Source organism: Rariglobus hedericola, from assembly GCF_007559335.1.
GTDB classification, from domain to species: Bacteria; Verrucomicrobiota; Verrucomicrobiia; order Opitutales; family Opitutaceae; genus Rariglobus; species Rariglobus hedericola.
The window spans coordinates 108,127-130,160 of sequence record NZ_VMBG01000002.1 but is presented as its reverse complement, the minus strand read 5'-3'; the positions used below and the strand labels follow the sequence as shown (position 1 = coordinate 130,160).

At 60.4% G+C, this 22,034-nt stretch carries 21 protein-coding genes; 18 read left to right on the top strand and 3 right to left on the bottom strand.

Annotation, left to right across the window (positions count from 1 at the left end):
- Positions 1-80: 80 nt before the first annotated feature.
- The 17 genes from FPL22_RS10940 to atpC all read left to right on the top strand — a co-directional run bounded on the left by FPL22_RS10940 (position 81) and on the right by atpC (position 17,786).
- Positions 81-464, top strand: coding sequence for a DMT family protein (locus FPL22_RS10940; RefSeq protein WP_144230395.1), 384 nt, complete (start codon positions 81-83; stop codon positions 462-464).
- Positions 465-613: 149 nt separating this feature from the next.
- Positions 614-1,690, top strand: coding sequence for a recombinase RecA (gene recA / locus FPL22_RS10935; protein WP_144230394.1), 1,077 nt, complete (start codon positions 614-616; stop codon positions 1,688-1,690).
- 153 nt (positions 1,691-1,843) lie between these two features.
- Positions 1,844-3,601, top strand: a complete 1,758-nt coding sequence (locus FPL22_RS10930) for a hypothetical protein (protein WP_144230393.1) — start codon at positions 1,844-1,846, stop codon at positions 3,599-3,601.
- Between the two features lie 154 nt (positions 3,602-3,755).
- The gene (locus FPL22_RS10925) at positions 3,756-4,703 is read left to right on the top strand and encodes a hypothetical protein (RefSeq protein ID WP_144230392.1); all 948 of its coding nucleotides are present in this window, start codon (positions 3,756-3,758) and stop codon (positions 4,701-4,703) included.
- Between the two features lie 99 nt (positions 4,704-4,802).
- Positions 4,803-6,158, top strand: coding sequence for a tRNA uridine-5-carboxymethylaminomethyl(34) synthesis GTPase MnmE (gene mnmE / locus FPL22_RS10920; RefSeq protein ID WP_144230391.1), 1,356 nt, complete (start codon positions 4,803-4,805; stop codon positions 6,156-6,158).
- A complete protein-coding gene (gene mnmG, locus FPL22_RS10915) occupies positions 6,155-8,041 on the top strand; it encodes a tRNA uridine-5-carboxymethylaminomethyl(34) synthesis enzyme MnmG (RefSeq protein WP_144230390.1) in 1,887 nt (628 codons plus the stop codon). The genes mnmE and mnmG overlap by 4 nt, the downstream gene beginning before the upstream one ends.
- A 114-nt stretch (positions 8,042-8,155) precedes the next feature.
- The gene (locus FPL22_RS10910; RefSeq protein WP_144230389.1) at positions 8,156-8,869 is read left to right on the top strand and encodes a response regulator; all 714 of its coding nucleotides are present in this window, start codon (positions 8,156-8,158) and stop codon (positions 8,867-8,869) included.
- Positions 8,870-8,935: 66 nt separating this feature from the next.
- The gene (locus FPL22_RS10905; protein WP_144230388.1) at positions 8,936-10,219 is read left to right on the top strand and encodes a sensor histidine kinase; all 1,284 of its coding nucleotides are present in this window, start codon (positions 8,936-8,938) and stop codon (positions 10,217-10,219) included.
- Positions 10,220-10,316: 97 nt separating this feature from the next.
- Positions 10,317-10,922 carry a tRNA (guanine(46)-N(7))-methyltransferase TrmB gene (trmB, locus tag FPL22_RS10900; protein ID WP_144230387.1) on the top strand — a complete coding sequence of 202 codons (606 nt, stop codon included), beginning with the start codon at positions 10,317-10,319 and terminating at the stop codon, positions 10,920-10,922.
- Positions 10,923-11,079: 157 nt separating this feature from the next.
- Positions 11,080-11,970, top strand: a complete 891-nt coding sequence (locus FPL22_RS10895) for a F0F1 ATP synthase subunit A (RefSeq protein ID WP_144230386.1) — start codon at positions 11,080-11,082, stop codon at positions 11,968-11,970.
- Positions 11,971-12,063: 93 nt separating this feature from the next.
- The gene (locus FPL22_RS10890) at positions 12,064-12,267 is read left to right on the top strand and encodes an ATP synthase F0 subunit C (RefSeq protein WP_144230385.1); all 204 of its coding nucleotides are present in this window, start codon (positions 12,064-12,066) and stop codon (positions 12,265-12,267) included.
- Positions 12,268-12,346: 79 nt separating this feature from the next.
- Positions 12,347-12,937, top strand: coding sequence for a F0F1 ATP synthase subunit B (gene atpF, locus FPL22_RS10885; RefSeq protein WP_144230384.1), 591 nt, complete (start codon positions 12,347-12,349; stop codon positions 12,935-12,937).
- 9 nt (positions 12,938-12,946) lie between these two features.
- A complete protein-coding gene (locus FPL22_RS10880; RefSeq protein ID WP_144230383.1) occupies positions 12,947-13,342 on the top strand; it encodes a F0F1 ATP synthase subunit delta in 396 nt (131 codons plus the stop codon).
- A 36-nt stretch (positions 13,343-13,378) separates the two neighbouring features.
- Positions 13,379-14,905, top strand: coding sequence for a F0F1 ATP synthase subunit alpha (gene atpA / locus FPL22_RS10875; RefSeq protein WP_144230382.1), 1,527 nt, complete (start codon positions 13,379-13,381; stop codon positions 14,903-14,905).
- A 46-nt stretch (positions 14,906-14,951) separates the two neighbouring features.
- Positions 14,952-15,821, top strand: coding sequence for an ATP synthase F1 subunit gamma (atpG, locus tag FPL22_RS10870; protein ID WP_144230381.1), 870 nt, complete (start codon positions 14,952-14,954; stop codon positions 15,819-15,821).
- A 40-nt stretch (positions 15,822-15,861) separates the two neighbouring features.
- Positions 15,862-17,283, top strand: coding sequence for a F0F1 ATP synthase subunit beta (gene atpD / locus FPL22_RS10865; protein ID WP_144230380.1), 1,422 nt, complete (start codon positions 15,862-15,864; stop codon positions 17,281-17,283).
- 95 nt (positions 17,284-17,378) lie between these two features.
- Positions 17,379-17,786: an ATP synthase F1 subunit epsilon gene (gene atpC, locus FPL22_RS10860; RefSeq protein ID WP_144230379.1), complete on the top strand. Its 408-nt coding sequence runs from the start codon at positions 17,379-17,381 to the stop codon at positions 17,784-17,786.
- A gap of 128 nt (positions 17,787-17,914) precedes the next feature.
- Here the strand turns inward: atpC and FPL22_RS10855 are convergent, their stop codons facing one another.
- A complete protein-coding gene (locus tag FPL22_RS10855; RefSeq protein WP_144230378.1) occupies positions 17,915-18,355 on the bottom strand; it encodes a thioredoxin family protein in 441 nt (146 codons plus the stop codon).
- Positions 18,356-18,470: 115 nt separating this feature from the next.
- Here FPL22_RS10855 and FPL22_RS10850 point away from each other — a divergent pair, with 115 nt between their 5' ends.
- Entirely contained in the window at positions 18,471-19,853 is a 1,383-nt protein-coding gene (locus FPL22_RS10850) for a hypothetical protein (protein WP_144230377.1), read from the top strand.
- Between the two features lie 21 nt (positions 19,854-19,874).
- Here FPL22_RS10850 and FPL22_RS10845 read toward each other — a convergent pair whose 3' ends face one another.
- A complete protein-coding gene (locus FPL22_RS10845; RefSeq protein WP_144230376.1) occupies positions 19,875-20,750 on the bottom strand; it encodes a hypothetical protein in 876 nt (291 codons plus the stop codon).
- 58 nt (positions 20,751-20,808) lie between these two features.
- Complete coding sequence (dnaN, locus tag FPL22_RS10840; RefSeq protein ID WP_144230375.1) at positions 20,809-21,933, bottom strand: DNA polymerase III subunit beta; 1,125 nt, start codon at positions 21,931-21,933, stop codon at positions 20,809-20,811.
- Between the last annotated feature and the right edge of the window lie 101 nt (positions 21,934-22,034).

The window sequence follows — 22,034 nt, the reverse complement described above, 5'->3', positions numbered from 1 at the left end:
CCTGCCCTCTCCGTGCCCTGCGCGATTGCAACTTCACCCCGCTCCGCTCCACTGGCTGGCGCACGATTCGCCACCTCCCGATGAAAACCATCCTCCTGCTCGTCGCCTCCAATATCTTCATGACCCTGGCCTGGTATGGTCACCTGAAGTTTAAGTTTTTGGAGGGCAAATCCCTGCTGTGGGTCATCTTGTTTTCCTGGGGTGTGGCGTTCTTTGAGTATTGCCTGATGGTCCCCGCCAACCGCGCCGGCTATATGAGCGGCACCTTCACGGGCTACCAACTCAAGATCATCCAAGAGGCCATCACTCTCAGCGTCTTCGTCGTCTTCGCCTGGTTGGTTCTTAAAGAGAAGCTCACGTGGAACTACGCCGTGAGTTTCGCGCTGATTGTCGGTGCCATCTACTTTGCCACCGCCTTCAAGCCGGCCGCCGCTGCAGCCGCCACCGTGACCGGCGGACACTGAGGTCTTTCCCTAGGTCGCGTAAAAATCGCGATGCTCACCACGCTTGGCTTGCTTCCGCAACCGCCCGCGCTTCACGTTGGCAGCTTCTGCAGCGGGGCGGTTGCCTCGCTTCCTAAACCATAAAATACACCCGTCAGCTTCTTCGCATCATGTCTAAAGCCGCTCCCGCCAAGACCGCCTCCACCGCCGTCGTCGCCCCCGACGCCTCCGCCCGCAAAAACGTCGAACTCGCGCTCAGCGCCATCACCAAACAGTTCGGCGAAGGCTCGATCATGCGCCTGGGTGATAACAACAAACTCACCGTCGAGACCGTCTCCACCGGCTCGCTCGCCATCGATCTCACCCTCGGCGGCAAAGGCCTCCCCCGCGGCCGTATCATCGAGATCTACGGACCGGAATCCTCCGGTAAAACCACCTTCTGTTTGAGCGTCATCGCCGAGGCCCAGCGCCGCGGCGGTCTCGCCGCCTTCATCGACGTCGAACACGCGCTCGACCCGAAATACGCCCGCGTCGTCGGCGTGAAGATTGACGACCTCCTCGTCTCCCAGCCCGACTCCGGCGAAGACGCGCTCAACATCACCGAGACGCTCATCCGCTCCAACGCGATCGACGTCATCGTCATCGACTCCGTGGCCGCCTTGATCACCAAGGCCGAACTCGACGGCCAGATGGGCGATATGACCATGGGCAGCCAGGCCCGCCTGATGTCGCAAGCCATGCGCCGCCTCACCGCCGTCGTCAGCAAGACGAAGTGCATTTGTATTTTCACGAATCAGATTCGTGAAAAGATCGGCGTCATGTTCGGCAGCCCTGAAACCACCTCCGGTGGTCGCGCACTGAAGTTCTTCTCCTCGATCCGCATCGACATCCGCCGCAAGGACCAGATCAAGACCCCGGACGGCAAGGTCATCGGCAATCGCACCAAGCTGAAGGTCGTCAAAAACAAGATCGCACCTCCCTTCACCGAGTGTGAATTCGACATCATGTATGACGAAGGCATCTCCGCCTCCGGCTCCATCATCGACCTCGGCATTGAGCACAAGATCCTGGAGAAAAAAGGCGCCTGGATTTCCTACGAGGGCAACCTCATCGGCCAGGGTCGCGATGCCGCCAAGCAGGCCGTGCGCGACAAGCCCGAGCTGGCTGCCAAGCTCACCAAGGCGATCATGGAAAAGGTCACCGTGACCGGCGGCACCGCCGTCACCGGTTCCGAACCCGCCGAATAATCCCGCCTCACGTTTCACCGGCGTAGTGTAATTTCAACTACACCCGTCTTTCAGTCTCCGGCCTCCCAAAGAGGCCGGACCGGGAGCCAAAACTCCCGGTTTTTTTTGGCCTTTTACCTCCGCTTCACACATTCAAATCAGTTTCCTTATCTTATGAAATCAGTCCGTCGTTTCTCACTCATCAGCCTGGGCGCGCTCATGCTCGTCACCGCGCTTTGCTTCAACACCGCGTGCAGTCCCAAGGCCAAAACCCAGCCCGAGCCGTTCACCGCGAAGCTCACTGAAATCGAAGGCGTGCAGGCTGTATATACCCTTCGCCACCCGAAGCTCATCAGCAACGAACTCGACAAGCTCATGGTCGAAGTCCCCGAGGCCGCCCTCCTGCGCATGGGCCTCATGCAGCTCACCGCGTTCGGCTATCCCGAGTTTTCCGAAATCGAGGCCGGCTCCAACATCGGCGTCGTCATGCTCGACGTGAACGCCGACGAACTGAAAACCGCGCAGCCCACGCTCGTCGCTTTTGCCAAACTCAAGGAGGGCGGTAAAATCTGGTCTCTCCTTTCGCAAAGCGGCCTCGCTCTGCAGAAACACGGCGAGTGGATCTGGATCGCGAAGGACGCTTCGTCCTTTGACAAAATCAAATCCGCCGAGGCGATCACCACCTTCATCGCTCAGCCGCAAACCGAGGAAATTCGCGTGTGGGGCCGCGTCTCCCCAGCCCTGCTTGCCGCCGCCAAAAACGCGATCTTCCCGCAGCTGGAAACCAAGCTCGCGAGCCGCACGCCTGCCGAACAAAAAGCCGCGCTCGATTACGCCAACGTGCTCTGGGGCTATCTCGCCCAACTTCACTCGGGCGGTGGCTCCTTTGATCTCAACGACCAGGGCCTCTCTTTAAGTTATTACGGTCAATTTCTCCCCGACAGCGCGACCGGCCGATTCCTCCGCTACGCCCAAAGCCCCTCGCCCAAGATCGCTGAATCCATTCCCGCTGACGGCCTGTTCAGTGTTGTCGTGCGCCAAAACATGCATGGCCAGATCGAATTCGTAACCGGTCTTCTCGATACGTTGAGCGCCGTGCCCTACCCCTCCGGTTCGGAAGCACTCAAGTCCGCCAAAGCCGCCTACCTTTCCCTTTCAGAACACAACGACGGCGGCGCGGTCATCTCGATGAACATGTCTCTGCCAAAAGGAACTCAAGCGCCTGAACTCGACATGCTCGGCGTCAACACCGGCAAATTCACCGAGGCCGAAATCAACGCTGCCTATAAAAACATGATGGGCCTCTCCAAGGAATTCACCAACACGATGCTGCTCGCTGCCTCATCTCTCAATCCCGCCACGCCCGCCCCCGGGATTCAGCAAGAACTGACCGAAAATGCGCTGACCATCGATGGCACCAAATTCGGCTCCATTGTCACCACGACCACGATGTCGGTCGGCGGAAAAGACCAGGTCACCAAGACCACTCAATACTACGGCGTCGTGGGCGGTAACCTCGTTTATGCATCCAGCGAAGCGAGCCTCCGTGCCAAACTTCCCGCCATCGCCGCCAAGCGTCCGGTGGATCATCCCATCAAGCTCACGCTCCAAAACGATGAAGTGGCCGTGATGGCCATTCACGGCGAAAAGATCGTCGATACCGTCGTTGCAGGCGCATCATTTGATGCCGCCGACACCGATATTCAGGCCCAGATCAAAACGCTCAAAGACGGTTATGCCGCCGGCGAGCCCGTCAAAGCCACGGTCACCGCCAGCCAAGCCAAGGCCGCCGTGACGATTTCGATTCCCTATAAATTCGTCTCCCAAAGCGTGCGACTTTTCCAATTCGCCAGCGCCTACAAGCCCACCCCGACGCAAACAAACGGTATGCCGCAACCCGCTCCCGCAGCCGCCTCCGATCAATCCGAGTAACCCTTAACCTTCGCGATAAAAATCCCGCCGCGCACACGCCGGCGGGATTTTTTATGTTCGCAGAAGCACAGCAGACATCCTGCAACTCGATGCAATTATTGCTTGGCGAAACACGGGCTGCACGCACACGCTTTTTAACACACCCCTTCCCGGCATGATCCCCTTCGCTCGATTTTTTCGCCCTCGTTTTCTTCTCGTCGCCACGCTCTTTGCCACGCCCTCACTGGTGCTCGCCCAGAATACCTGGAAGGGCCGCGACGGCGATTGGGACGAAGCCAAAAATTGGTCCAAGAACGCGCTGCCTCCGCTGAAGATCGTTCCGCCCGTCAAAAAAGCCCCTGCGAATGCCAAGCCGCCGTCCTCGGTAAAACCGTCCGCACCCACGCCCACACCAACCAAAGCCGCCGCAGCGGACATCGCGGTAAAGGCGCCCGCCTTGCCGGCCCCGACCACCCTCGCCACGCCCAACGCCGTGATCATCGGCGCAGGCACCTCAACCTGGCACGCGGATCGACAAGGCGATTTCTCGGTCGAGATTCCCGTGCTCATGACCAAGAAAGGCGGCTGGAAACAAACCGGCGGCCCTTCGTGGATCTTTGTTCGCAACGGCGGAAGCCTGACCATTACGGATGCCACCTTTGATGGCGGCACGAGTGCGAATTTTATCGTTGGCAGCGATACGCCCGGCCACGTGCTCATGAACGGCGCCGACTCCGTGCTCACGCTTCCCGCCGGCGAACTCAAACTTCGCCGCAACGCCACTTTCACACTTCAGGCCGGCAACGTATTCGCCGAACTCGTCTCGTTCGACGACGCAGCCGAAGGCACTCATGGCGTTCTCACGCTCGCCGGCGGCACGCTCACCCTCTCAGGCAATGCCTATGGTGGCGTCTATGGCGGCGGCGAACACCACTACATTAACTTCCCCCCCGGCTCGAAAGCCGTGATCCTGCTGACGGCCATCGAAAGCGACGCGGCTTACGAACAACTCGAAAAAGGCGGCATCCGGTTCAACAACCGCATCGATCTAAACGCCTTCAAAATAGAACCCCGTGAAGGCAGCGGCACCAAGATCACTCTCGATCCCGCCGCCAAACCCTGAGTTTTTCCGAGCCCAGCTCGCGGCTGACGAATATCCCGTCGGGACCCGGGCACCCGTGTTTATTTGCGCTTTGGTGCGCCGCCGTTTTCCGTGAACGGCATGTCCCGACCGACCGACACCATCGCCGCCTTGGCTACACCCGTGGGCACGTCCGCCATCGCGGTCGTGCGCGTGAGCGGTCCCGACTGCGCTTCACTCGCCCAAGGTCTCTTCGGTCCCGTCCCCCTGCCCCCGCGCGTCGCCCGCCACACCGACTACCGCAATCTTCAGGGCGCCGTTTTGGACGATGTGCTCGCTACGTTTTATCAAGCCCCACGGTCGTATACAGGCGAAGATTCGCTGGAAATCGCCCTTCATGGAAATCCATTTATCGCGCAATCTATTCTAAATGACCTGCTTGCGAGAGGAATTCGCCTCGCCGAAGCGGGCGAGTTTACGCAACGCGCTTTTCTATGCGGAAAAATGGATCTATCTCAGGCCGAGGCTGTTATGGATTTAATTCACGCGCGCAGCGAACGCGCCCTCGCCGCGGCCAACCAACAGCTCCGGGGAAGCCTCGGACGCCACCTCAGCGAGCTCACCGAAGGCCTCCTGCTCGTCCTCGCGCGCATCGAAGCCTACATCGATTTCCCCGACGAAGATCTCCCCGCTGAAGATCGCCGAATCGTCGTGAAAGAATTGGACACCGTTCTACATGGAACAGCCCGCCTTCTGGCCACCCATCACTACGGCGAACTCCTGCGCGATGGCATCAAAACCGTAATTATCGGCGAGCCCAACGCAGGCAAGAGCAGCCTCCTCAACCGGCTCATTGGCCGCGATCGCGCGCTTGTCAGCCCCGAACCGGGCACTACGCGCGACTTCATTGAGGAGCGCATTATCCTCGGACCCCATTGCCTGCGCCTGATCGACACCGCCGGCCTTAACCCCTCCCCCGCCGCGTTGGAAAAGCTTGGCATGGACAAGACCCTCGAGCGCGCCGCCGAAGCAGATCTTTTCCTCTGGGTCCTTGATGCCACCCGCCCTATTCCCGCCCTGCCCGACTCGGTTTCTTCACGCCTCACCCCCGCGAACACCCTCGTGCTCCTCAACAAAGCCGACCTGCTCGCCGAGTCTACCCCCCTGCCCTTCACGGCACTTCCCAGCCTCTCAATTTCAGCTCTCACCGGCGACGGAATCACCTCCCTCGGTGATCATATCACCCGCCTGGCCGATGCGTTCCGCTTCGACCAAGGCGACGAGATCATCGCCATCAATGCCCGCCACGCCGACGCCCTGCGGCGCGCCACCGAATGCTTAAATACCGCCCGCGACAAAGTCGCGAACAGCGGCCCGACCGAGCTCCTCGCCAGCGACCTCCGCGGCGCCCTCGACGCGTTTGGTGAGATCGCCGGTAAAATCGACAACGAGCGCATGCTCGACCACCTCTTTAAGACCTTCTGCATCGGCAAATGATCTATAACCAAGCTCCTTTCGACGTTATCATCTGTGGTGCCGGCCATGCCGGTTGCGAAGCAGCGCTCGCCGCCGCCCGCATGGGAGCCTCCACCCTGCTCCTCACCGGCAACATCGATACGATTGCCCAGATGAGCTGCAATCCGGCCATCGGCGGCCAAGCCAAGGGTCAAATGGTCCGTGAAATCGACGCCTTGGGCGGCGAAATGGGCCTCAATACTGACGTTACCGCGATCCAGTTCCGCCTGCTCAACGAATCCAAAGGCCCCGCCGTCCAGTCTCCGCGTGCCCAGTGCGACAAGAAGGCCTATCAATTCCGCCTCAAACACACCCTGGAGCTTCAACCCAACCTCCAAGTCTTTCAGGCCACCGTCACCGGACTGGTCTTTACGGGCCAGAAAGTCACCGGCGTCCGCACCAATCTCGACATCGAGTTTCATGGCCTGACCGTCGTCGTGACCACCGGCACTTTCCTGCGTGGCCTCATGCACATTGGCCAGAACAAGAACGAAGGTGGCCGACTCGGCGATTTTAGTGCGAAAACCCTGTCCGCCAGCTTCCTCGAAGCTGGTATCGAGCTTCGCCGCCTCAAAACCGGCACCCCGCCCCGCCTCCTCGGCCGCACCATTGACTTCTCCAAGATGGAAGAACAACGCGGCGACACCTCGCCGACTCGATTCGCGTTCTACGACAGCCGCGACCCCGAAGATCTGTTCCACGTGGAACAGACGGGCGAAACCCGCATCGGCTGGTCCGCCACCACTAACCAAGTTTCGTGCTGGATGACCCACACAACTGCCGAAACCGGCCAGCTCGTGCGCGACAATCTCCACAAGTCGGCCATGTATTCCGGCGAGATCGAGGGCGTCGGCCCGCGTTACTGTCCGTCGATCGAGGACAAATTTGTCCGTTTCGCAGACAAACCCCGCCATTTACTCTTTCTCGAACCCGAGGGCCGCTCGACCAACGAATACTACGTCAACGGACTCTCCACATCGCTGCCGTTCGATATTCAGCTCCAAATGGTCCATAGCGTGCCCGGCTTGGAGAAGGCCCAGCTCCTGCGCCCAGCTTACGCCGTCGAATACGACTTCGCGCCGCCGACCCAGCTTTACCCGTCGCTCGAATCCAAGAAGGTCGAAAACCTGTTTTTCGCCGGCCAGATCAACGGAACCTCCGGCTACGAAGAAGCCGCCTCCCAAGGCTTGCTCGCCGGCGTCAACGCCGTGAACAAAGTCCGCGGGCAATCACCGCTCATCATCGGCCGTCACGAGGGTTACATCGGCGTCCTGATCGACGATCTCGTGACCAAGGGCACCAACGAGCCTTACCGCATGTTCACCAGCCGCGCCGAATACCGGCTGCTGTTCACGCATGGCAGCGCCGAGCTGCGGCTTCAGCATCACGCGAAAGCCCACGGACTCGTTTCATCGACACGGCTGGCCCGCATGGAGGACTCCAAGCGTCAGACCGAGCACTGGATCAATTTCCTCGAAACCTCCAAAGCACCGGCAGGGCAGGGGACCTTCGGCGATTCCATCCGTCGCGCGGTGACCGGACCCTTGCAATCCATGCCAGCATTGCCTGCCGATTTCCTAGCCCAGCCTGAAGGCCTGCGCCAGGAAGTCCTCTATCGCGTCAGCCACCAAGGTTACCTGTCCCGTGAAGAGCGTCAGATCGCCAAGCTTAGCGAGATCGAAAAAATCAAAATCCCCCCGCATATCGACTTCCTACAAGTCCGCGGCCTGCGCAAGGAAAGCGCCCAGAAACTCGCCGAAATCCGGCCCTACACCTTGGGCCAAGCGAGCCGCATCAGTGGTGTTAACCCCGCCGACATTAGCATCTTAATGATTCTTATCGAAGCGGGCAGGGGAGGGCGATAGACCTTAAGCTGACGACAACAGGCAGATTCCGTCATTCCGGTGTCGCTGTAACATTTGTGAAACGGAACCTAAATCCACTAGGAGCCAACGCCTACATCGGCTATTGTTACGATTATGGCAGACGTTAAACCGAAAAAAATCCTCGTGGTGGACGACGAATCCGACGTGTCCGCGCTCGTCGCGTATAGCCTCAAGGCCAAGGGCTTTGAGGTCGCCGTCGTCAATGATCCCAACGCCAGCATCGGCACCGCCCGCACCTTTCTGCCCGACCTCGTCATCCTCGATGTCATGATGCCCGACCTCAATGGCATCCAGATCTGTCGGATGCTCCGTGCGGACCCCAAACTTAAAAAAGTCCCCGTCATCTTCCTCACCGCCAAAGCCGAGGAAAATGACCGCGTCCAAGGCCTGGAAACCGGCGCCGATGATTACATCTGCAAGCCATTTAGCACCAAGGAATTAGTTCTTCGTGTGCAGACCATTCTACGCCGCCTTTCAGAAGGCGCACCCGAGGAGCCCAAGCGCCTCCAAGTCGGCGAAATCGTCGTCGATACCGAGCGGCACGAAGTTCAGATCCACGGCCAGCCCGTCGAACTCACCGCCACCGAGTTCAACCTTCTCAAGCTTCTCATGGAACGCCGCGGACGCGTGCAAACCCGCGAACATCTCTTGCTCAACGTCTGGAATTACGAGACCGAGATCGAGACGCGCACCGTCGATACGCACGTCCGCCGCCTGCGCGAGAAGCTCGGCACCGAGGCCGACTGGATCGAGACCATCCGCGGCGTCGGTTACCGCATGGCGGAAAAACGCGCCCAAGAAGCCTGAACTCACCAGAGTTGACCCTCCGGTCGCCCGCAGCCAAATCCCTCTGGCTGCCGCACGCATCCGCGCATGTTTATCTTCCTTACGATCGCCCTGACCATCGCGCTGGGTATCACCTTGTTAAAAGCCCTGTCGCATCGGCGGGCCGTGAGCGCCCTACAACAGGCGATCTTCCGTAAACAGCTGTTGCTCAGCGAAGATCTGCCCGGCGCCGCCGGCCCCGCGTGGGAACGCCTGCGCCTCGCGAGCAACGAACTGATCACCGAGGTCGGCCAGTTGCAGCAACAACGCACCGGCCAGCTCGCCCAACTTGAAGCCACGCTGGGCAGTTTGCAGGAGGCCGTTCTCATAGTCGATGCGAGCAACTACATCCTGCTCGCCAACAAAGCCCTCCAGGCGATCTCCCCGCGCGCTTCGAACCAGATCATTGGCCACCGCCTCGAGCTGGTTCTGCACAGTGTCGCCTTCCTCACCTACGTGGAATCCGTCCGGCTCGGCAAAGCCCAGCCCCAGCAAGAAGTCGAATTCTCCGAAGACGGCCACACGACATGGCTGGAAGTCACCGGCACAACCATTCAAAGCCAGGGCAACTCGCGCGGGCCCTGGACGCTCTTCGTGCTCCACGACATCACCAAGCAGAAGAAACTCGAATCCATCCGCAAGGATTTCGTGGCCAACGTCTCCCACGAGTTACGCACCCCGCTCAGCGTGATCAAAGGTTACGTCGAAACCCTCGTGGACGGCCACCACGACATCCCCGTCGACGACCGCGAGCGCTTCTTAAAAACCATCCAGCGCCACACCGAGCGCCTCAACTCCCTGCTCGAAGATCTGCTGGTGCTCTCACGCTTGGAGTCGATCAACCCCGGCCTGCATCGCGAATCCGTCAACCTGCAGACGCTGCTCACCGATATCATCGATGATTACCACGGTCGCCCCTCCGCTTCTGGCCACACCCTCGATCTCTCGGTGGACCCCGCGATCGGGCTTTTGCTGATTGATCCGCTTAAGGTCACCCAAGTCGTCGAAAACCTCCTCGACAACGCCCTCAAATACACCGGCAAAGGCTCGCGCATCGAACTCTCGGCCCGTCTGCAAGGTCTGGGCGAAATCATCGTAAGCCTGCGCGACAACGGACCCGGCATCCCCGCCGAAGATCTGCCCCACCTGTTCGAACGCTTTTACCGCGTGGATAAAGGCCGTTCGCGCGACAAGGGCGGCACCGGCCTGGGCCTCTCCATCGTTAAGCACATCGTGCAGCTCCACGGCGGACGCGTCTGGGTCGAGAGCAAGCAAGGGCAGGGGACCACGTTCCACTTCAGCCTCCCGCTACGCACCAACGGCCACGTCTGACCGGCCTTCACTGCACAGGCCGCCACTCCGCCGATTTCGCGACGGTGCTGATTCGTGATTGAGGAAGCGCAACTCCCCGCATAATTCGCTTCCCTCCATGCCGCTGGAAACCGCCCAAGCCATCACCGCCACCCGACTCGCCGAACTGCGCGCACTCCTAGCACCGCTGCTCGAAACCAAGCTGCCGCTGACTCTGGAAATCGGCAGCGGCCACGGCCATTATCTCACCGCCTACGCCCAAGCGTATCCGGAACGCTATTGTATCGGCATCGATTTGATCGGCGACCGGCTGGATCGCTCCGCCCGCAAATCCGATCGCGCAAAACTGAAGAACATCTCCTGGCTGCGCGCCGACGTCGGGGTTTTTCTGGAGGCACTCCCCGCCGAAACCCGGCTGGCGGAGATCTTTCTTTTGTTCTCAGACCCTTGGCCCAAGCGCCGGCACTGGAAAAACCGCGTGCTCCAACCGGAGTTCCTTTCACTGCTCGCGTCCAAGGCAGGGGAGGGCGCCCGCTTCTGTTTCCGCACCGATCATGCGCCTTATTTCGCTCAAGCGCAGCAATTTGTCACCGAACATGCCGACTGGAACCTCTGCCCGCAGGAGCCATGGCCTTTCGAATTGGCAACCGTCTTCCAGCAACGCGCCGAAGCCCACCAGTCGTTCATCGCCCGCCGGGCGGCGATTACACATCCGCAAGGGTGAGGTTACGATTAGCAGAATTAGCAATGCCGCGCCCGCCGTTGGCATAGCTTATTCCTCACACAACCATAAGGCCGCTTAATTTCAGGGGTTGACGACCACAAAACCGTCAGCCTACGTCTTGTCTTTTTCCATTCACGCCTTGCCCTTCCGCGCCCCCATGTCCGCAGTCAAAACCCTCGCACTTTCGACGTTGTTGCTCGCATCAGGCGCGACCGCGTTCGCCGCTGAAGGCGGACACGAGGCCGCCTCCTCCCTTAAGGAAGTCCTCGGCGTGCCCGTGACCAACAGTATCCTCACGAGCTGGGTGATCACCATCGCGATCATCCTCGTTATTCGCTGGATGGTCGGCAAACCGAAGCTGGTCCCCTCGCGCGGCCAAGCCATCGTTGAAGACGCCATCACCGGTCTTCGTGATCTCTACGAACCCATCGTCGGCAAGAAAGCCATGCCGATGGCGTTCCCTGTTCTCCTCACGCTTTTCGTGTTCATCGTTCTGCACAACTGGTCGGGCCTGCTGCCGTTTGTCGGCACGGTCGGCTGGGGCCAGACCGATGCGGCCGGACACTTCCACGTAATTACTCCGCTGATACGCCCTCACACTTCCGAGCTGAACGGCACCATCGCCCTCGCACTGGTTTCCTTCGGCGCTTGGTTCATCATCGTGATGCGTTACGCCGGTCCCGGCCTGCTCATCAAAGACCTCTTCGGCAACAAGGCCGACAAGAAGGAACTCGCCCCCGCCATGTATTGGGGCCTCTCGCTGGTCTTCATCGTCGTCGGTTTGATCGAAGTCGTTTCGATCTTCATCCGTCCGGTGACTCTTTCGATGCGTCTTTTCGGCAACGTGTTCGGCGGTGAGAACCTCCTTCACGCGATGCACTTCCTGCCGCCTTTCTATTTCCTCGAGTTGCTCGTCGGCTTCGTCCAAGGCCTCGTCTTCACCCTGCTGACCGCCGTTTACATCGGCCTCATCTGCAACCACGGCGACGACCACCACGACGAAGAACACGGTTCCGATCACGGTCACGCCAAGGAGGCGGCCCACTAAGTTTCCCACTTTGTCTGAGGGTGACCACGGGCCCACGCGCCACACCAAACGTGCACCACCGGACGCAATCCAAACCAACCAAAACCTACACACATGTTCCTCGCTGAAATCACTGGTAATATCGCTTCCGCTGCCGGCCTCATCGCCGCCGCCATCGCTGTCGGTCTCATCGGCACCAAGGCCGCTGAAGCCGTCGGTCGCAACCCCGGCGCGTCCGGCAAGATCCTCGTTCAGTCCATTCTCGGTATGGCGCTCGCTGAAGGTCTCGGCCTCCTCGCGCTGTTCCTTGCCAAGTAAGTCTTAGTATAGTGTCCCGGCTCCGCGGTGCTTACCCGCCACGGAGCCAACCCCTTTTCCCTCCTTCGTCTTTTAAGCCATGCTCTCCCTTCTTCTGGCCGCCGCCAATCCCGCCGTTGAAACCGCGCACGACGCCCATGCCCACGCTGGCACCGAGGGCGGCCTTGTTCACGACCTTGTGACCAAGTTCGGCATCGACGGCGTTAACGTCGGGATGCAGCTCCTGAGCTTCACCATCCTCGCCGTCGTCCTCTACCAGTTCGCGATCAAGCCGATCATCGCCACGATGGACGAGCGCAACGCCAAGATCGACGCCGGCCTCAAGAACGCCGAAGCCACCGCCGCCCAGCTCGCCGCCGCGCAAGCCCAGGCCGCCACCCAGCTCAAGGACGCCCAGCTCGCCGCCAACAAGATCATCGACGAGGCCCGCAAGACCGCCAAGGAACTCTCCGAGCGCGAAGCCGCCGCCTCCACCGAGCGCGCCGCCGCCCAGCTCGCCAAGGCCCAGCAGGCCATCGGTCTTGAGCACAAGAAGATGCTCGACGACGCCCGCACCGAGATCGCCCGCCTCGTCGTTGCCACGACCGAGCGCGTCCTCGCCAAGAAACTTTCCGATGCCGACCGCGCCGGATACAACGAAGCCGCCGCCCGCGAGCTCACCACCGTTTAATCACCCGTCATGGCCACCGGCAAACTCCAGATTCAGCAGCTCGCCCGCCAGCTCTTCAAACTGAGCCTCGTGGACGGCCGTCTCTCCGAAGAGCGCGTCGCCGGTGTGCTCGGCTACGTTGAGAAGAACCAGGCCGCCAACGGCCTGCCCCTCCTCAAAGCCTACCAACGGTTGGTGGCTGCCGAGATCGCCAAGGGCGTCGCCGTCGTCGAACACGCCGGCCCGGTCAGCGAGAGCACCTTCGCCGCCATCGCCGGCGCTCTTTCCCAACGTTACCACCGCCCCGTCACCACGACCGCCAAGGCCAATCCGGATCTTTTCGCCGGCCTGCGCGTGCGCATCGGTGACGATGTCTACGAGTCGTCCATCGCCAGCCAGCTGGCGACCCTTTCCCAGAGCGTCTGATTTTCTCCCTCCGAACCCTTTCTAAAAACAAAACCCATGAGCACGGTCATCGAACAAATCGAACAGCAGATCGCGAAGCTTTCCTCCAAAGCCGTCCGTAAGAACACCGGTATCATCCGCACCGTCGCCGACGGCGTTGCCAAGATCGACGGTCTCTCCGACGTCGCCTACAACGAGATGGTGCAGTTCCCCAACGGCGTGATCGGTATCGCGCTCAACCTCGGTGCCGACGAAGTCGGTGCCGTCGTCCTCGGTGACGTCTCCCAGCTCAAGGAAGGCGACGAAGTCTCCACCACCGGCAAGCTCCTCTCCGTTCCCGTCGGCATGGCCCTCCTCGGCCGCGTCGTTGACGCGCTCGGCAATCCCGTGGACGGCAAGGGCCCCCTCGGCGCCACCGAGACCTACCCCGTCGAGCGCATCGCTCCCGGCGTCATGTCCCGCAAATCGGTCAACCAGCCGCTCTTCACCGGCATTCAGGCCATCGACTCCATGATCCCGATCGGTCGCGGCCAGCGCGAACTCATCATCGGCGACCGCGGCACCGGCAAGACCACCATCGCGATCGATACCATCATCAACCAGGCCAAGATCAACAAGGTCGGCCTCGCTTCCGGCGATCCCAAGTTCCGCCCCGTTTACTCCATCTACGTCGCCGTCGGCCAGAAGAACTCCAACATCGTCCGCACCATCAACGCCCTCGAGGCGGCCGGCGCGTTTGAGTTCACCTGCATCGTCGGCGCTCCCGCCGCCGACAACGCCGCCAACCAATACATCGCCCCTTTCTCCGGTGCCGCCATCGGCGAATGGTTCATGGAAAACGGCATGGATGCCCTCATCGTTTATGATGACCTTTCCAAGCACGCCGTCGCCTACCGCCAGATCTCGCTCATCCTGAAGCGTCCCTCCGGCCGCGAAGCCTATCCCGGTGACGTGTTCTACCTGCACTCCCGCCTCCTCGAGCGCTCCGCCCGTCTTGACGGCAAGGGCTCGCTCACCGCGCTCCCCATCATCGAAACCCAGGCCGGCGACGTGTCCGCCTACATCCCGACCAACGTGATCTCGATCACCGACGGTCAGGTGTTCCTCGAGACCGACCTCTTCAACCAAGGCATCCGTCCCGCCGTGTCCGTCGGTCTCTCCGTCTCGCGCGTCGGTTCGTCCGCCCAGATCAAGGTCACCAAGCAAGTCGGTGGTAAGCTCAAGGGTGAGCTCGCCCAGTTCCGCGAACTCGCCGCCTTCGCCCAGTTCGGTTCCGACCTCGACGCCAAGACCAAGGCCCAGCTCGACCGCGGTGGTCGTATCGTTGAGCTCTTCAAGCAGCCCGCCTTCAGCCCGATCTCCATCGAGCTCCAGGCCGTCACCATCTACGCCCTCCAAAAGGGTTTCTACGACGGCCTCGACATCAAGAAGGTCACCGCCGCTTCCGTCTCGATCCGCGACTTCTTCGCTTCCCGCAAAGACGCGCTGCTCACCGAAATCCGCACCAAGGCCGCCTTGGACAAGGACCTCGAAGCCAAGATCGTCGCCGCCCTCGAAGAGTGGAAGAGCACCTACACCGCCTAATCGGCGCCTAGGTTTTTCGCTCTAACCCTTCGCACCCACCGTATCCATGGCCTCAACACGCGACATCCGCCGGCGCATCAAGTCGGTCAAAAACACCCGCCAGATCACCAAGGCGATGGAGCTCGTCGCCGCGTCGAAGATGAAGAAGGCGCAGCAGGCGGCCCTCGCCGGACGCGCCTACACGCAGCTCATGTCCGACATGCTGGCGGCTCTCGCCCCCCGCGTTGCCGAGCTTGAGAATGTCTTCCTCGCCAAGCGCGACATCAAGACCCGCGGCATCCTCCTTGTCACCACCGACAAGGGTCTCTGCGGTCCCCTCAACGCCAACCTCTTCAAGCTCGTCACCGAGATCAAGACGCCGGCCAAGTTCTTCGCCATCGGCCGCAAAGGCGCCCAGTTCCTTGCCCGCACCCACCGCGAACTCGTCGCCGATTTCGCCGTGCAGGACCGCGTGCCGTTCGGTGAGATCAAGGTCGCCGTCGAACTCATGGTGAAGCAGTATCTCGACGGCGAGATCGACACCGTCGAGGTCATCTACTCCCGCTTCCGCAACACCCTCGTGCAGGAGCCGACCGTGCGCCCCGTGCTCCCGCTGACGAGCCTCGCCTCGTTCATCGAGAACGTTCACGCCGAGGCGGGCACCACGCCGAAGCGCGACGACCGTGACATGCTTTTCGAGCCCAGCCCCCGCAAGGTTCTCGAAGCGTTGATCCCGTTCTACCTCAACCGCCATGTCTACCAGCTCGTGCTTTCCTCGAAGGCCTCCGAGCACTCGGCCCGCATGGTCGCGATGAAGACCGCCAAGGACAACGCCACCAAGCTGGTCGGCGAATTGAGCCTCGAATACAACAAGGCCCGTCAGGCTGCCATCACCCAGGAAATCCTGGAGATCGCCGCCTCGTCGTTCGCTGCGTAATTAGATTTTAAATACAAACCCAACCCACCCTTTATCGTCCATGAGCAACATCGGCAAAATCGTCTCGGTCATCGGCCCCGTCGTTGACGTCCAGTTCACCGAAAACAACGTCCCGCCCATCTACCAGGCGCTGACCGTCGACTTCACTGTCTCCGGAAAACCGGAACGTCTCACCCTCGAGATCCAGCAGCATCTCGGCGAAGGCGTCGTCCGCACGATCGCGATGTCCTCCTCCGAGGGCCTCGTGCGTGGCGCCGATGTCGTCGACACCGGCAACCCGATCACCGTCCCCGTCGGTGACGGCATCCTCGGCCGCATCTTCAACGTCACCGGCGATCCCGTGGACGGCAAAGGTCCGGTTGTTCACACCAAGCGTTACCCGATCCACCGCGCCGCTCCCGCGCTCGCGGACCAGGACACCAAGGCCGAGATCCTCGAGACCGGCATCAAGGTCATCGACTTGATCTGCCCCTTCATCAAGGGCGGTAAAGCCGGTGCGTTCGGCGGTGCCGGCGTCGGCAAGACGGTCGTCATTCTCGAGCTCATCAACAACATCGCCAAGGCCCACGGCGGTTACTCGGTGTTCGCCGGCGTCGGCGAGCGCTCCCGTGAAGGTAACGACCTTTACCACGAAATGTCCGAGGCCGGCGTCATCAAGCAGGACAACCTCGGCGAGTCCAAGGTCGCCCTCGTTTACGGCCAGATGAACGAGCCCCCGGGTGCCCGTATGCGCGTCGCCCTCTCGGCGCTCGCCATGACCGAGTATTTCCGCGACGAGAAAAACCAGGACGTGTTGCTCTTCATCGACAACATTTTCCGTTTCTCGCAGGCCGGTTCCGAAGTGTCCGCCCTCCTTGGTCGCTCGCCCTCCGCGGTGGGTTACCAGCCCACGCTCTCCTCCGAGATGGGTCTCCTCCAAGAGCGCATCACCTCGACGAAGAAGGGTTCCATCACCTCCGTGCAGGCCGTTTACGTGCCAGCCGACGACTTGACCGACCCGGCCCCCGCCAACACCTTCGCTCACTTGGACTCCACCATCGTGTTGGAGCGTTCCATCGCCGAGCTCGGTATCTATCCGGCCGTCGATCCTCTCGCTTCCGTGTCAAAGGCCCTCGAGCCCTCGATCGTCGGCGAAGAGCACTACAAGGTCACCCGCGAGCTCCAGCGCGTCCTCCAGCGCTACAAGGATCTTCAAGACATCATCGCGATTCTCGGTCTCGACGAATTGTCCCCCGAGGACAAGCAGACCGTTTACCGCGCCCGTAAGATCCAGCGCTTCCTCTCGCAGCCGTTCGCGGTCGCCGAGGTGTTCACCGGCGCTCCCGGCAAATACGTCGCCGTCAAGGACACCGTCCGCGGCTTCAAGATGATCCTCGATGGCGAACTCGACCACGTCCCCGAGGGCGACTTCTACATGAAGGGCGGCATCGATGAAGTCATCGCCGCTTCCGCGAAGAAGTAATCCGTATCTTTCGCTTTCCTCTTAATCTTTCTCTTTCGTCAGTCGAAAGGGGGGAGAAAGAGGAAAGCGAAAGAGGAAAGAGAAAGACCCAGCCCATGTCCCTCACCCTCGAAATCGTCACTCCCGAAGCCCGGGTTTATTCCGATACCATCGAAACCGTGGTCATCCCGACCGTGGACGGTGAAATCGGCATCCTTCCCGGACACATTCCGTTGCTCACGCAAGTAGCCGACGGCGAGCTGTGCGTGACGAAGGACGGCAAGCAGCACTACATCGCGGTCGGCTCGGGCTTCGCCCAGGTCGAAGGCGACAAGGTCTCGATCCTCGCTGAACGCGCCATCAACGAAGAGAAGATCGATGAAGCCGCCGTCGAAGACGCCCTCAAGCGTGCCGAGGCCCAGCTCAAAGAGTCGGCCCACCTCGATCCGGCCGAACAGGAAACGCTTCACAGCCTCGTGCGTTTCGCCGGCGTCCAGCTCGCCCTCAAACGCCGCCAGCGCTGAGTTGCCCAACAACCCTGCTCTTCAAACGCGTCCCTTACCGGACGCGTTTTTTTATGTCCAAAAAAAGACGCTTCACAGCGGAAGCGTCTTTTAAAATGCCGTCATCGGGCACGCTTTTAAAAGCGGTCTTATTTCTTCGTCACCTTCTCCAACGAAGCGATCCACTTGGTCGGGCCACCCTTCTCATAGCCGAGCTCACCCACTTGTTTACCCGTGGCATCAAGCACGACGATGGTAGGGTAGCCTTGGACTTCGTATTTCTTGGCGAGCTTTTCATTCTGCGCCTTCTGCGCCGCAGGCAGCTCTTTCTCACGCGGAAAATCGAGCTTCAAGAGAACCAGGTTCTTGGAGGCATAATCCACAAACTCGGGCTGCGAGAAAACTTCCTTGTCCAGACGGATGCACCAACCGCACCAATCCGAACCGGTGAAATCGATGAGCAGCGGCTTTTTCTGGGCCGCCGCCTGTTTAACCGCGGCATCATAGTTAGTGAGCCATTTAGCATCGGCGGCATTCAAAGAACCAAGGGTGAGCGCTGCGAAGAATAACGATATAAGGATACGTTTCATAGAAACCGGAAGCGAAGGGTTAAGGGAAGCGACGTCGGGATTTTACCCGGCGCCGCAGTAGGCTTTTACCAAAAGCAGTCTCGACGCCCTTTGCAAGAAAGCGGCACCTTAACCCATGCGCCGCCTCGCCCTGTTGTTCGCGTTGATCTGTGTGCTGACGAATGGCTGCGTTCACCGAAGCACGCCATCTTGGGAAACCCGGCTGCTGCCGCGCCACGAATTAGCCACCGGCACCAACGCCTTGGATCGCTGGCGTCCACTGCTGCCGCAGCTCTTCCCCAACGACCTCGCCCTGATCGAGTCACTCCAGATTCTGACATCGCCGATGGAAGATTCCGACGCCGCCAAAGATGCCGCCTTGATCACGTGGCTGGACTCGATCGCACCCGTGCTCAACCAGCTCGTTGTGCAGCCAAGCGAAGCGTTTCAGCTGCCTGCGATTTCCGGCCCCGAAACGCCCTTCCCGGATCACCAGCCTCTGCGTCAACTCGCGGCAGTGCGGCTCGCATCACTGAAAGCGTCGTGGCTCGCCGGAAACCATCCCGCCGCGATCAATGCCGCCGTGGAAAACCTTCGGCTGGCGCGCGCTTTTCTTAAAGCTCAAGAAGGTATCGTTCCCCTGATCCAGGCGGCTGGCGTATGGCAAATTTCCCTGGACGGCGTTTACTGGCTCACACGCCAGGATGATCTTTCGTCCGAAGCCGCGGCCCTTCTTCAGGCCGAATTAGAGGCTGATGCCTTGCTCGCACGCCAGGCGTTGATTCGCGCTTTTCGCGGTGAGTTCACGTTTTTCACCCAAGTCGTCATCGATCGCCTGCCCAAGACGCACGACGTCAATCTGCTCCTGAGCAGCATCGGTTCTCTTGGCATGGCCGCGCCGGAAGCACCGGAGGAAGGTCAACGCGCGCTCACCGTGCCTTCACGCGATCCTCTGGACCGTGGTGCGACCTTGCAGGCATCCGCCGACGATATCGGCGGCTGGATCAATGCGTTCGCCGCAGGCCGCCATCCGCGCGGATTCAGTGCACTGCATACCCACACCCGCTTACGCACGTATGCCAACGAGCTCGGGGCCTTCCTGATTTACGCCACCGAGGATGCACCACCCACCGAAGAACGTATCAAAGCTGCGGATACCATCGTCGCCACCATCGAAAATCCCGTCGGGAAACTTTTTCTGGTCATCACAACGTCCCAATGGGAGCCACTGTCCGCCCATGTGTTTCGCCGCGAAGCCCAACGCAGCGCACTCACCGGTTTGCTCGCGTGGCGCCGTCTGGGCCATCCTGCGACATGGGAGCAACTGATCGAAGCGCGGCTCATCCCCGCGGCACCCGCAGATCCGTTTTCCGACGGAGCACTGCGTTATGAGACCAGCCCGTTGCGCGCGCGCATCTGGAGCTTAGGTGAAAACGGCATCGATGACGGCGGCCAAGGCTCCGGCGAAAACGTCGGCCGCCCGCTCGACCTCACCTGGCCGGCGACATCAGCCAGATAGTCCGACACCACAGCACACGGCTCAATACCGCACGCTGCGGCCGAAGTAGCTGATCATCCAATATTCCTTCCAGACGCGGTAGCGGCCTTCGTGGCTGATTTTGCCGTGCTCTTCGCGTTCAGCCTGCGGGAACAGGAAACCGAGCTCCGTGTTCACCTGCTCCAATTCACGCTGCTGCGCATTTAAATCCGTCAACGGATCCGTGGTCCACGGCACGACGAGCTCGTTGCCCACGGCGAGACGGTTTCGGTGACGTTTCACCAGACCCGCCAACGAACGGCGCCACAGGTTGCGCCTCACCAACCAGTTTTCCGGATAAAACCCGCCAAAGGGCAGATGCAGATTATCCGTCACGTAACGATAGCCGCTCACCGTGTTGGTCGAGAGACTGTAGCACACGGACAACGCGCCATTGGCCTGCGGGATAAACGTGATCTGCAGACGCGTGCTGGCATCGGCATCCTGATAAATCGAGACACGCAGATAAACACTCGGGCCGACCTCGGCCTTGAGCGCCTGCACTTGCTTGAATCCATTGGCGCGAAGCCAGTCGCGGATCTTCAGCAATCGCGGATGCGTCGGCCATTCTTCGCCCGAGGTGTTGGCCGTGAACCGGGGAAACAACGGCAGCGGACTCACGCTGAGCGCGTGGATGGCGAGCCAGTTGTAAAGCGTCTCAATCAGAAACCAGAGCAGGAAAAACGCCGCGACCATCACGGGATAAGGCCGGTCGGCCCAACCCAGATCCAGGCAGATCGCCGCCCCGCCAAAAGCAAAGATGAACCACCGCAACCACCGGTTGAAAATCGCGATCACGGGTGAACCGCGGCTCTGGTTGAGCTGCCACAGCACCAGCGAAAGCACAATCGCTGCGAGGAGCGGATAGTCGGGGTTCATGGATGAGAAAGGCCGAGGTCGTTAAACCTCGGCCTTTAAATCAGGGCGAATCAGCGGATCAGCTCAGGCGCACCGGCATGATGACGCAGATGAAGCTTTCCAGCGTCTTGAACACGCCGGGGCTCACTTCGTCCTTTAGCTCGAAAAACACTTCGTCCTTGGTCAATGCCTTGAGCGGATCGATGACGAACGAGGGGTTGAACGCGACCTGAAGATCGGGGCCGCTGTAGGCGATCGCCATCGACTCGTGCGCCTCGCCGAAATCAGGGCTCTGTGCGGTGATTTCGAGCAGGTTGCTGGTGAGTTTGATCTTCACCGAGTTGGACTTCTCGGAGGTGACCAGCGCGGCGCGGTGCACGCACTGGAGGAACAACTCGCGCTCCAGCTTGATGCGCTGGTGGGTCTCCTTGGGGATGACCTGCTGGTAATTGGGATAGTTGCCTTCGACGACCTTCGAATAGAGGTAGATCGAATCAACGAGACCGCTGGAGTCTTTGTCGGTGTTGATCTGGAAGGACGCGCGGCGGTCATTAAACGCGATTTTAAGCTTCTCCCCCTTGTCCAGCATGCGGGTGAGCTCGGAAACGGTCTTGGCGGGCAGGATGATGCTTCCAGCGCTCTCGGCGGGAACCTCTAGCTCCTTCGAAATGAGCGCGAGGCGGCGGCCGTCCGTGGCGACGAGGTTCAACTTGCCGTCACGGAAGTTGAAATAAACGCCGTTGAGGATGTAGCGCGTCTCATCGGAAGACTGGGCGTAGGACACGCTCTTGAGCATCGAGGTGAGCTCGGCCTGCTCGAGGGTGAAGCTCTTGTCGTCTCCGAATTCGGGGAGCGGGGGGAACTCTTCCTTGCCGATGCCAACGATTTTAAAGGTGGAGCCGCCCGAGGTGAGTTTGACCTGATGATTGGGCGTGGAGTCGAAGGTGACGTCGACGTTGGGCAATTCGCGGACGATGGTCGCGAGACGCTTCACGGGAAGCGTGACCGAGCCGCCTTCCTTCACCTCGGCCTTGATCTTGCAGCGGATGCCGAGGTCGAGGTTCGTCGTGGTGAGAGAGATGTAGTCCTTCTCTGCTTCGATCAGCACATTGCTCAGGATCGGCATCGTAGCCTTGGAGCCAACGACGTTGAGAACCTGGGCGAGGCCGTTGCTGAAGTGATCGCGGTTGATCTTGAATTTCATGTAAAGCGGAAGGGAGAGGAGACGGGAAAGGCGGAAATTAACAAAGGATAAAAGAAACCTAACTCAATATATATGTTATCACTCTTATTATGCTCTGCGAG

What these genes read in the sequence shown, in the direction of transcription:
- FPL22_RS10940 (WP_144230395.1), top strand. Translation starts at nt 81, where the DNA reads ATGAAAACCATCCTCCTGCTCGTCGCCTCCAATATCTTCATGACCCTG.
- recA (WP_144230394.1), top strand. Translation starts at nt 614, where the DNA reads ATGTCTAAAGCCGCTCCCGCCAAGACCGCCTCCACCGCCGTCGTCGCC.
- FPL22_RS10930 (WP_144230393.1), top strand. Translation starts at nt 1,844, where the DNA reads ATGAAATCAGTCCGTCGTTTCTCACTCATCAGCCTGGGCGCGCTCATG.
- FPL22_RS10925 (WP_144230392.1), top strand. Translation starts at nt 3,756, where the DNA reads ATGATCCCCTTCGCTCGATTTTTTCGCCCTCGTTTTCTTCTCGTCGCC.
- mnmE (WP_144230391.1), top strand. Translation starts at nt 4,803, where the DNA reads ATGTCCCGACCGACCGACACCATCGCCGCCTTGGCTACACCCGTGGGC.
- mnmG (WP_144230390.1), top strand. Translation starts at nt 6,155, where the DNA reads ATGATCTATAACCAAGCTCCTTTCGACGTTATCATCTGTGGTGCCGGC.
- FPL22_RS10910 (WP_144230389.1), top strand. Translation starts at nt 8,156, where the DNA reads ATGGCAGACGTTAAACCGAAAAAAATCCTCGTGGTGGACGACGAATCC.
- FPL22_RS10905 (WP_144230388.1), top strand. Translation starts at nt 8,936, where the DNA reads ATGTTTATCTTCCTTACGATCGCCCTGACCATCGCGCTGGGTATCACC.
- trmB (WP_144230387.1), top strand. Translation starts at nt 10,317, where the DNA reads ATGCCGCTGGAAACCGCCCAAGCCATCACCGCCACCCGACTCGCCGAA.
- FPL22_RS10895 (WP_144230386.1), top strand. Translation starts at nt 11,080, where the DNA reads ATGTCCGCAGTCAAAACCCTCGCACTTTCGACGTTGTTGCTCGCATCA.
- FPL22_RS10890 (WP_144230385.1), top strand. Translation starts at nt 12,064, where the DNA reads ATGTTCCTCGCTGAAATCACTGGTAATATCGCTTCCGCTGCCGGCCTC.
- atpF (WP_144230384.1), top strand. Translation starts at nt 12,347, where the DNA reads ATGCTCTCCCTTCTTCTGGCCGCCGCCAATCCCGCCGTTGAAACCGCG.
- FPL22_RS10880 (WP_144230383.1), top strand. Translation starts at nt 12,947, where the DNA reads ATGGCCACCGGCAAACTCCAGATTCAGCAGCTCGCCCGCCAGCTCTTC.
- atpA (WP_144230382.1), top strand. Translation starts at nt 13,379, where the DNA reads ATGAGCACGGTCATCGAACAAATCGAACAGCAGATCGCGAAGCTTTCC.
- atpG (WP_144230381.1), top strand. Translation starts at nt 14,952, where the DNA reads ATGGCCTCAACACGCGACATCCGCCGGCGCATCAAGTCGGTCAAAAAC.
- atpD (WP_144230380.1), top strand. Translation starts at nt 15,862, where the DNA reads ATGAGCAACATCGGCAAAATCGTCTCGGTCATCGGCCCCGTCGTTGAC.
- atpC (WP_144230379.1), top strand. Translation starts at nt 17,379, where the DNA reads ATGTCCCTCACCCTCGAAATCGTCACTCCCGAAGCCCGGGTTTATTCC.
- FPL22_RS10855 (WP_144230378.1), bottom strand. Translation starts at nt 18,355, where the DNA reads ATGAAACGTATCCTTATATCGTTATTCTTCGCAGCGCTCACCCTTGGT.
- FPL22_RS10850 (WP_144230377.1), top strand. Translation starts at nt 18,471, where the DNA reads ATGCGCCGCCTCGCCCTGTTGTTCGCGTTGATCTGTGTGCTGACGAAT.
- FPL22_RS10845 (WP_144230376.1), bottom strand. Translation starts at nt 20,750, where the DNA reads ATGAACCCCGACTATCCGCTCCTCGCAGCGATTGTGCTTTCGCTGGTG.
- dnaN (WP_144230375.1), bottom strand. Translation starts at nt 21,933, where the DNA reads ATGAAATTCAAGATCAACCGCGATCACTTCAGCAACGGCCTCGCCCAG.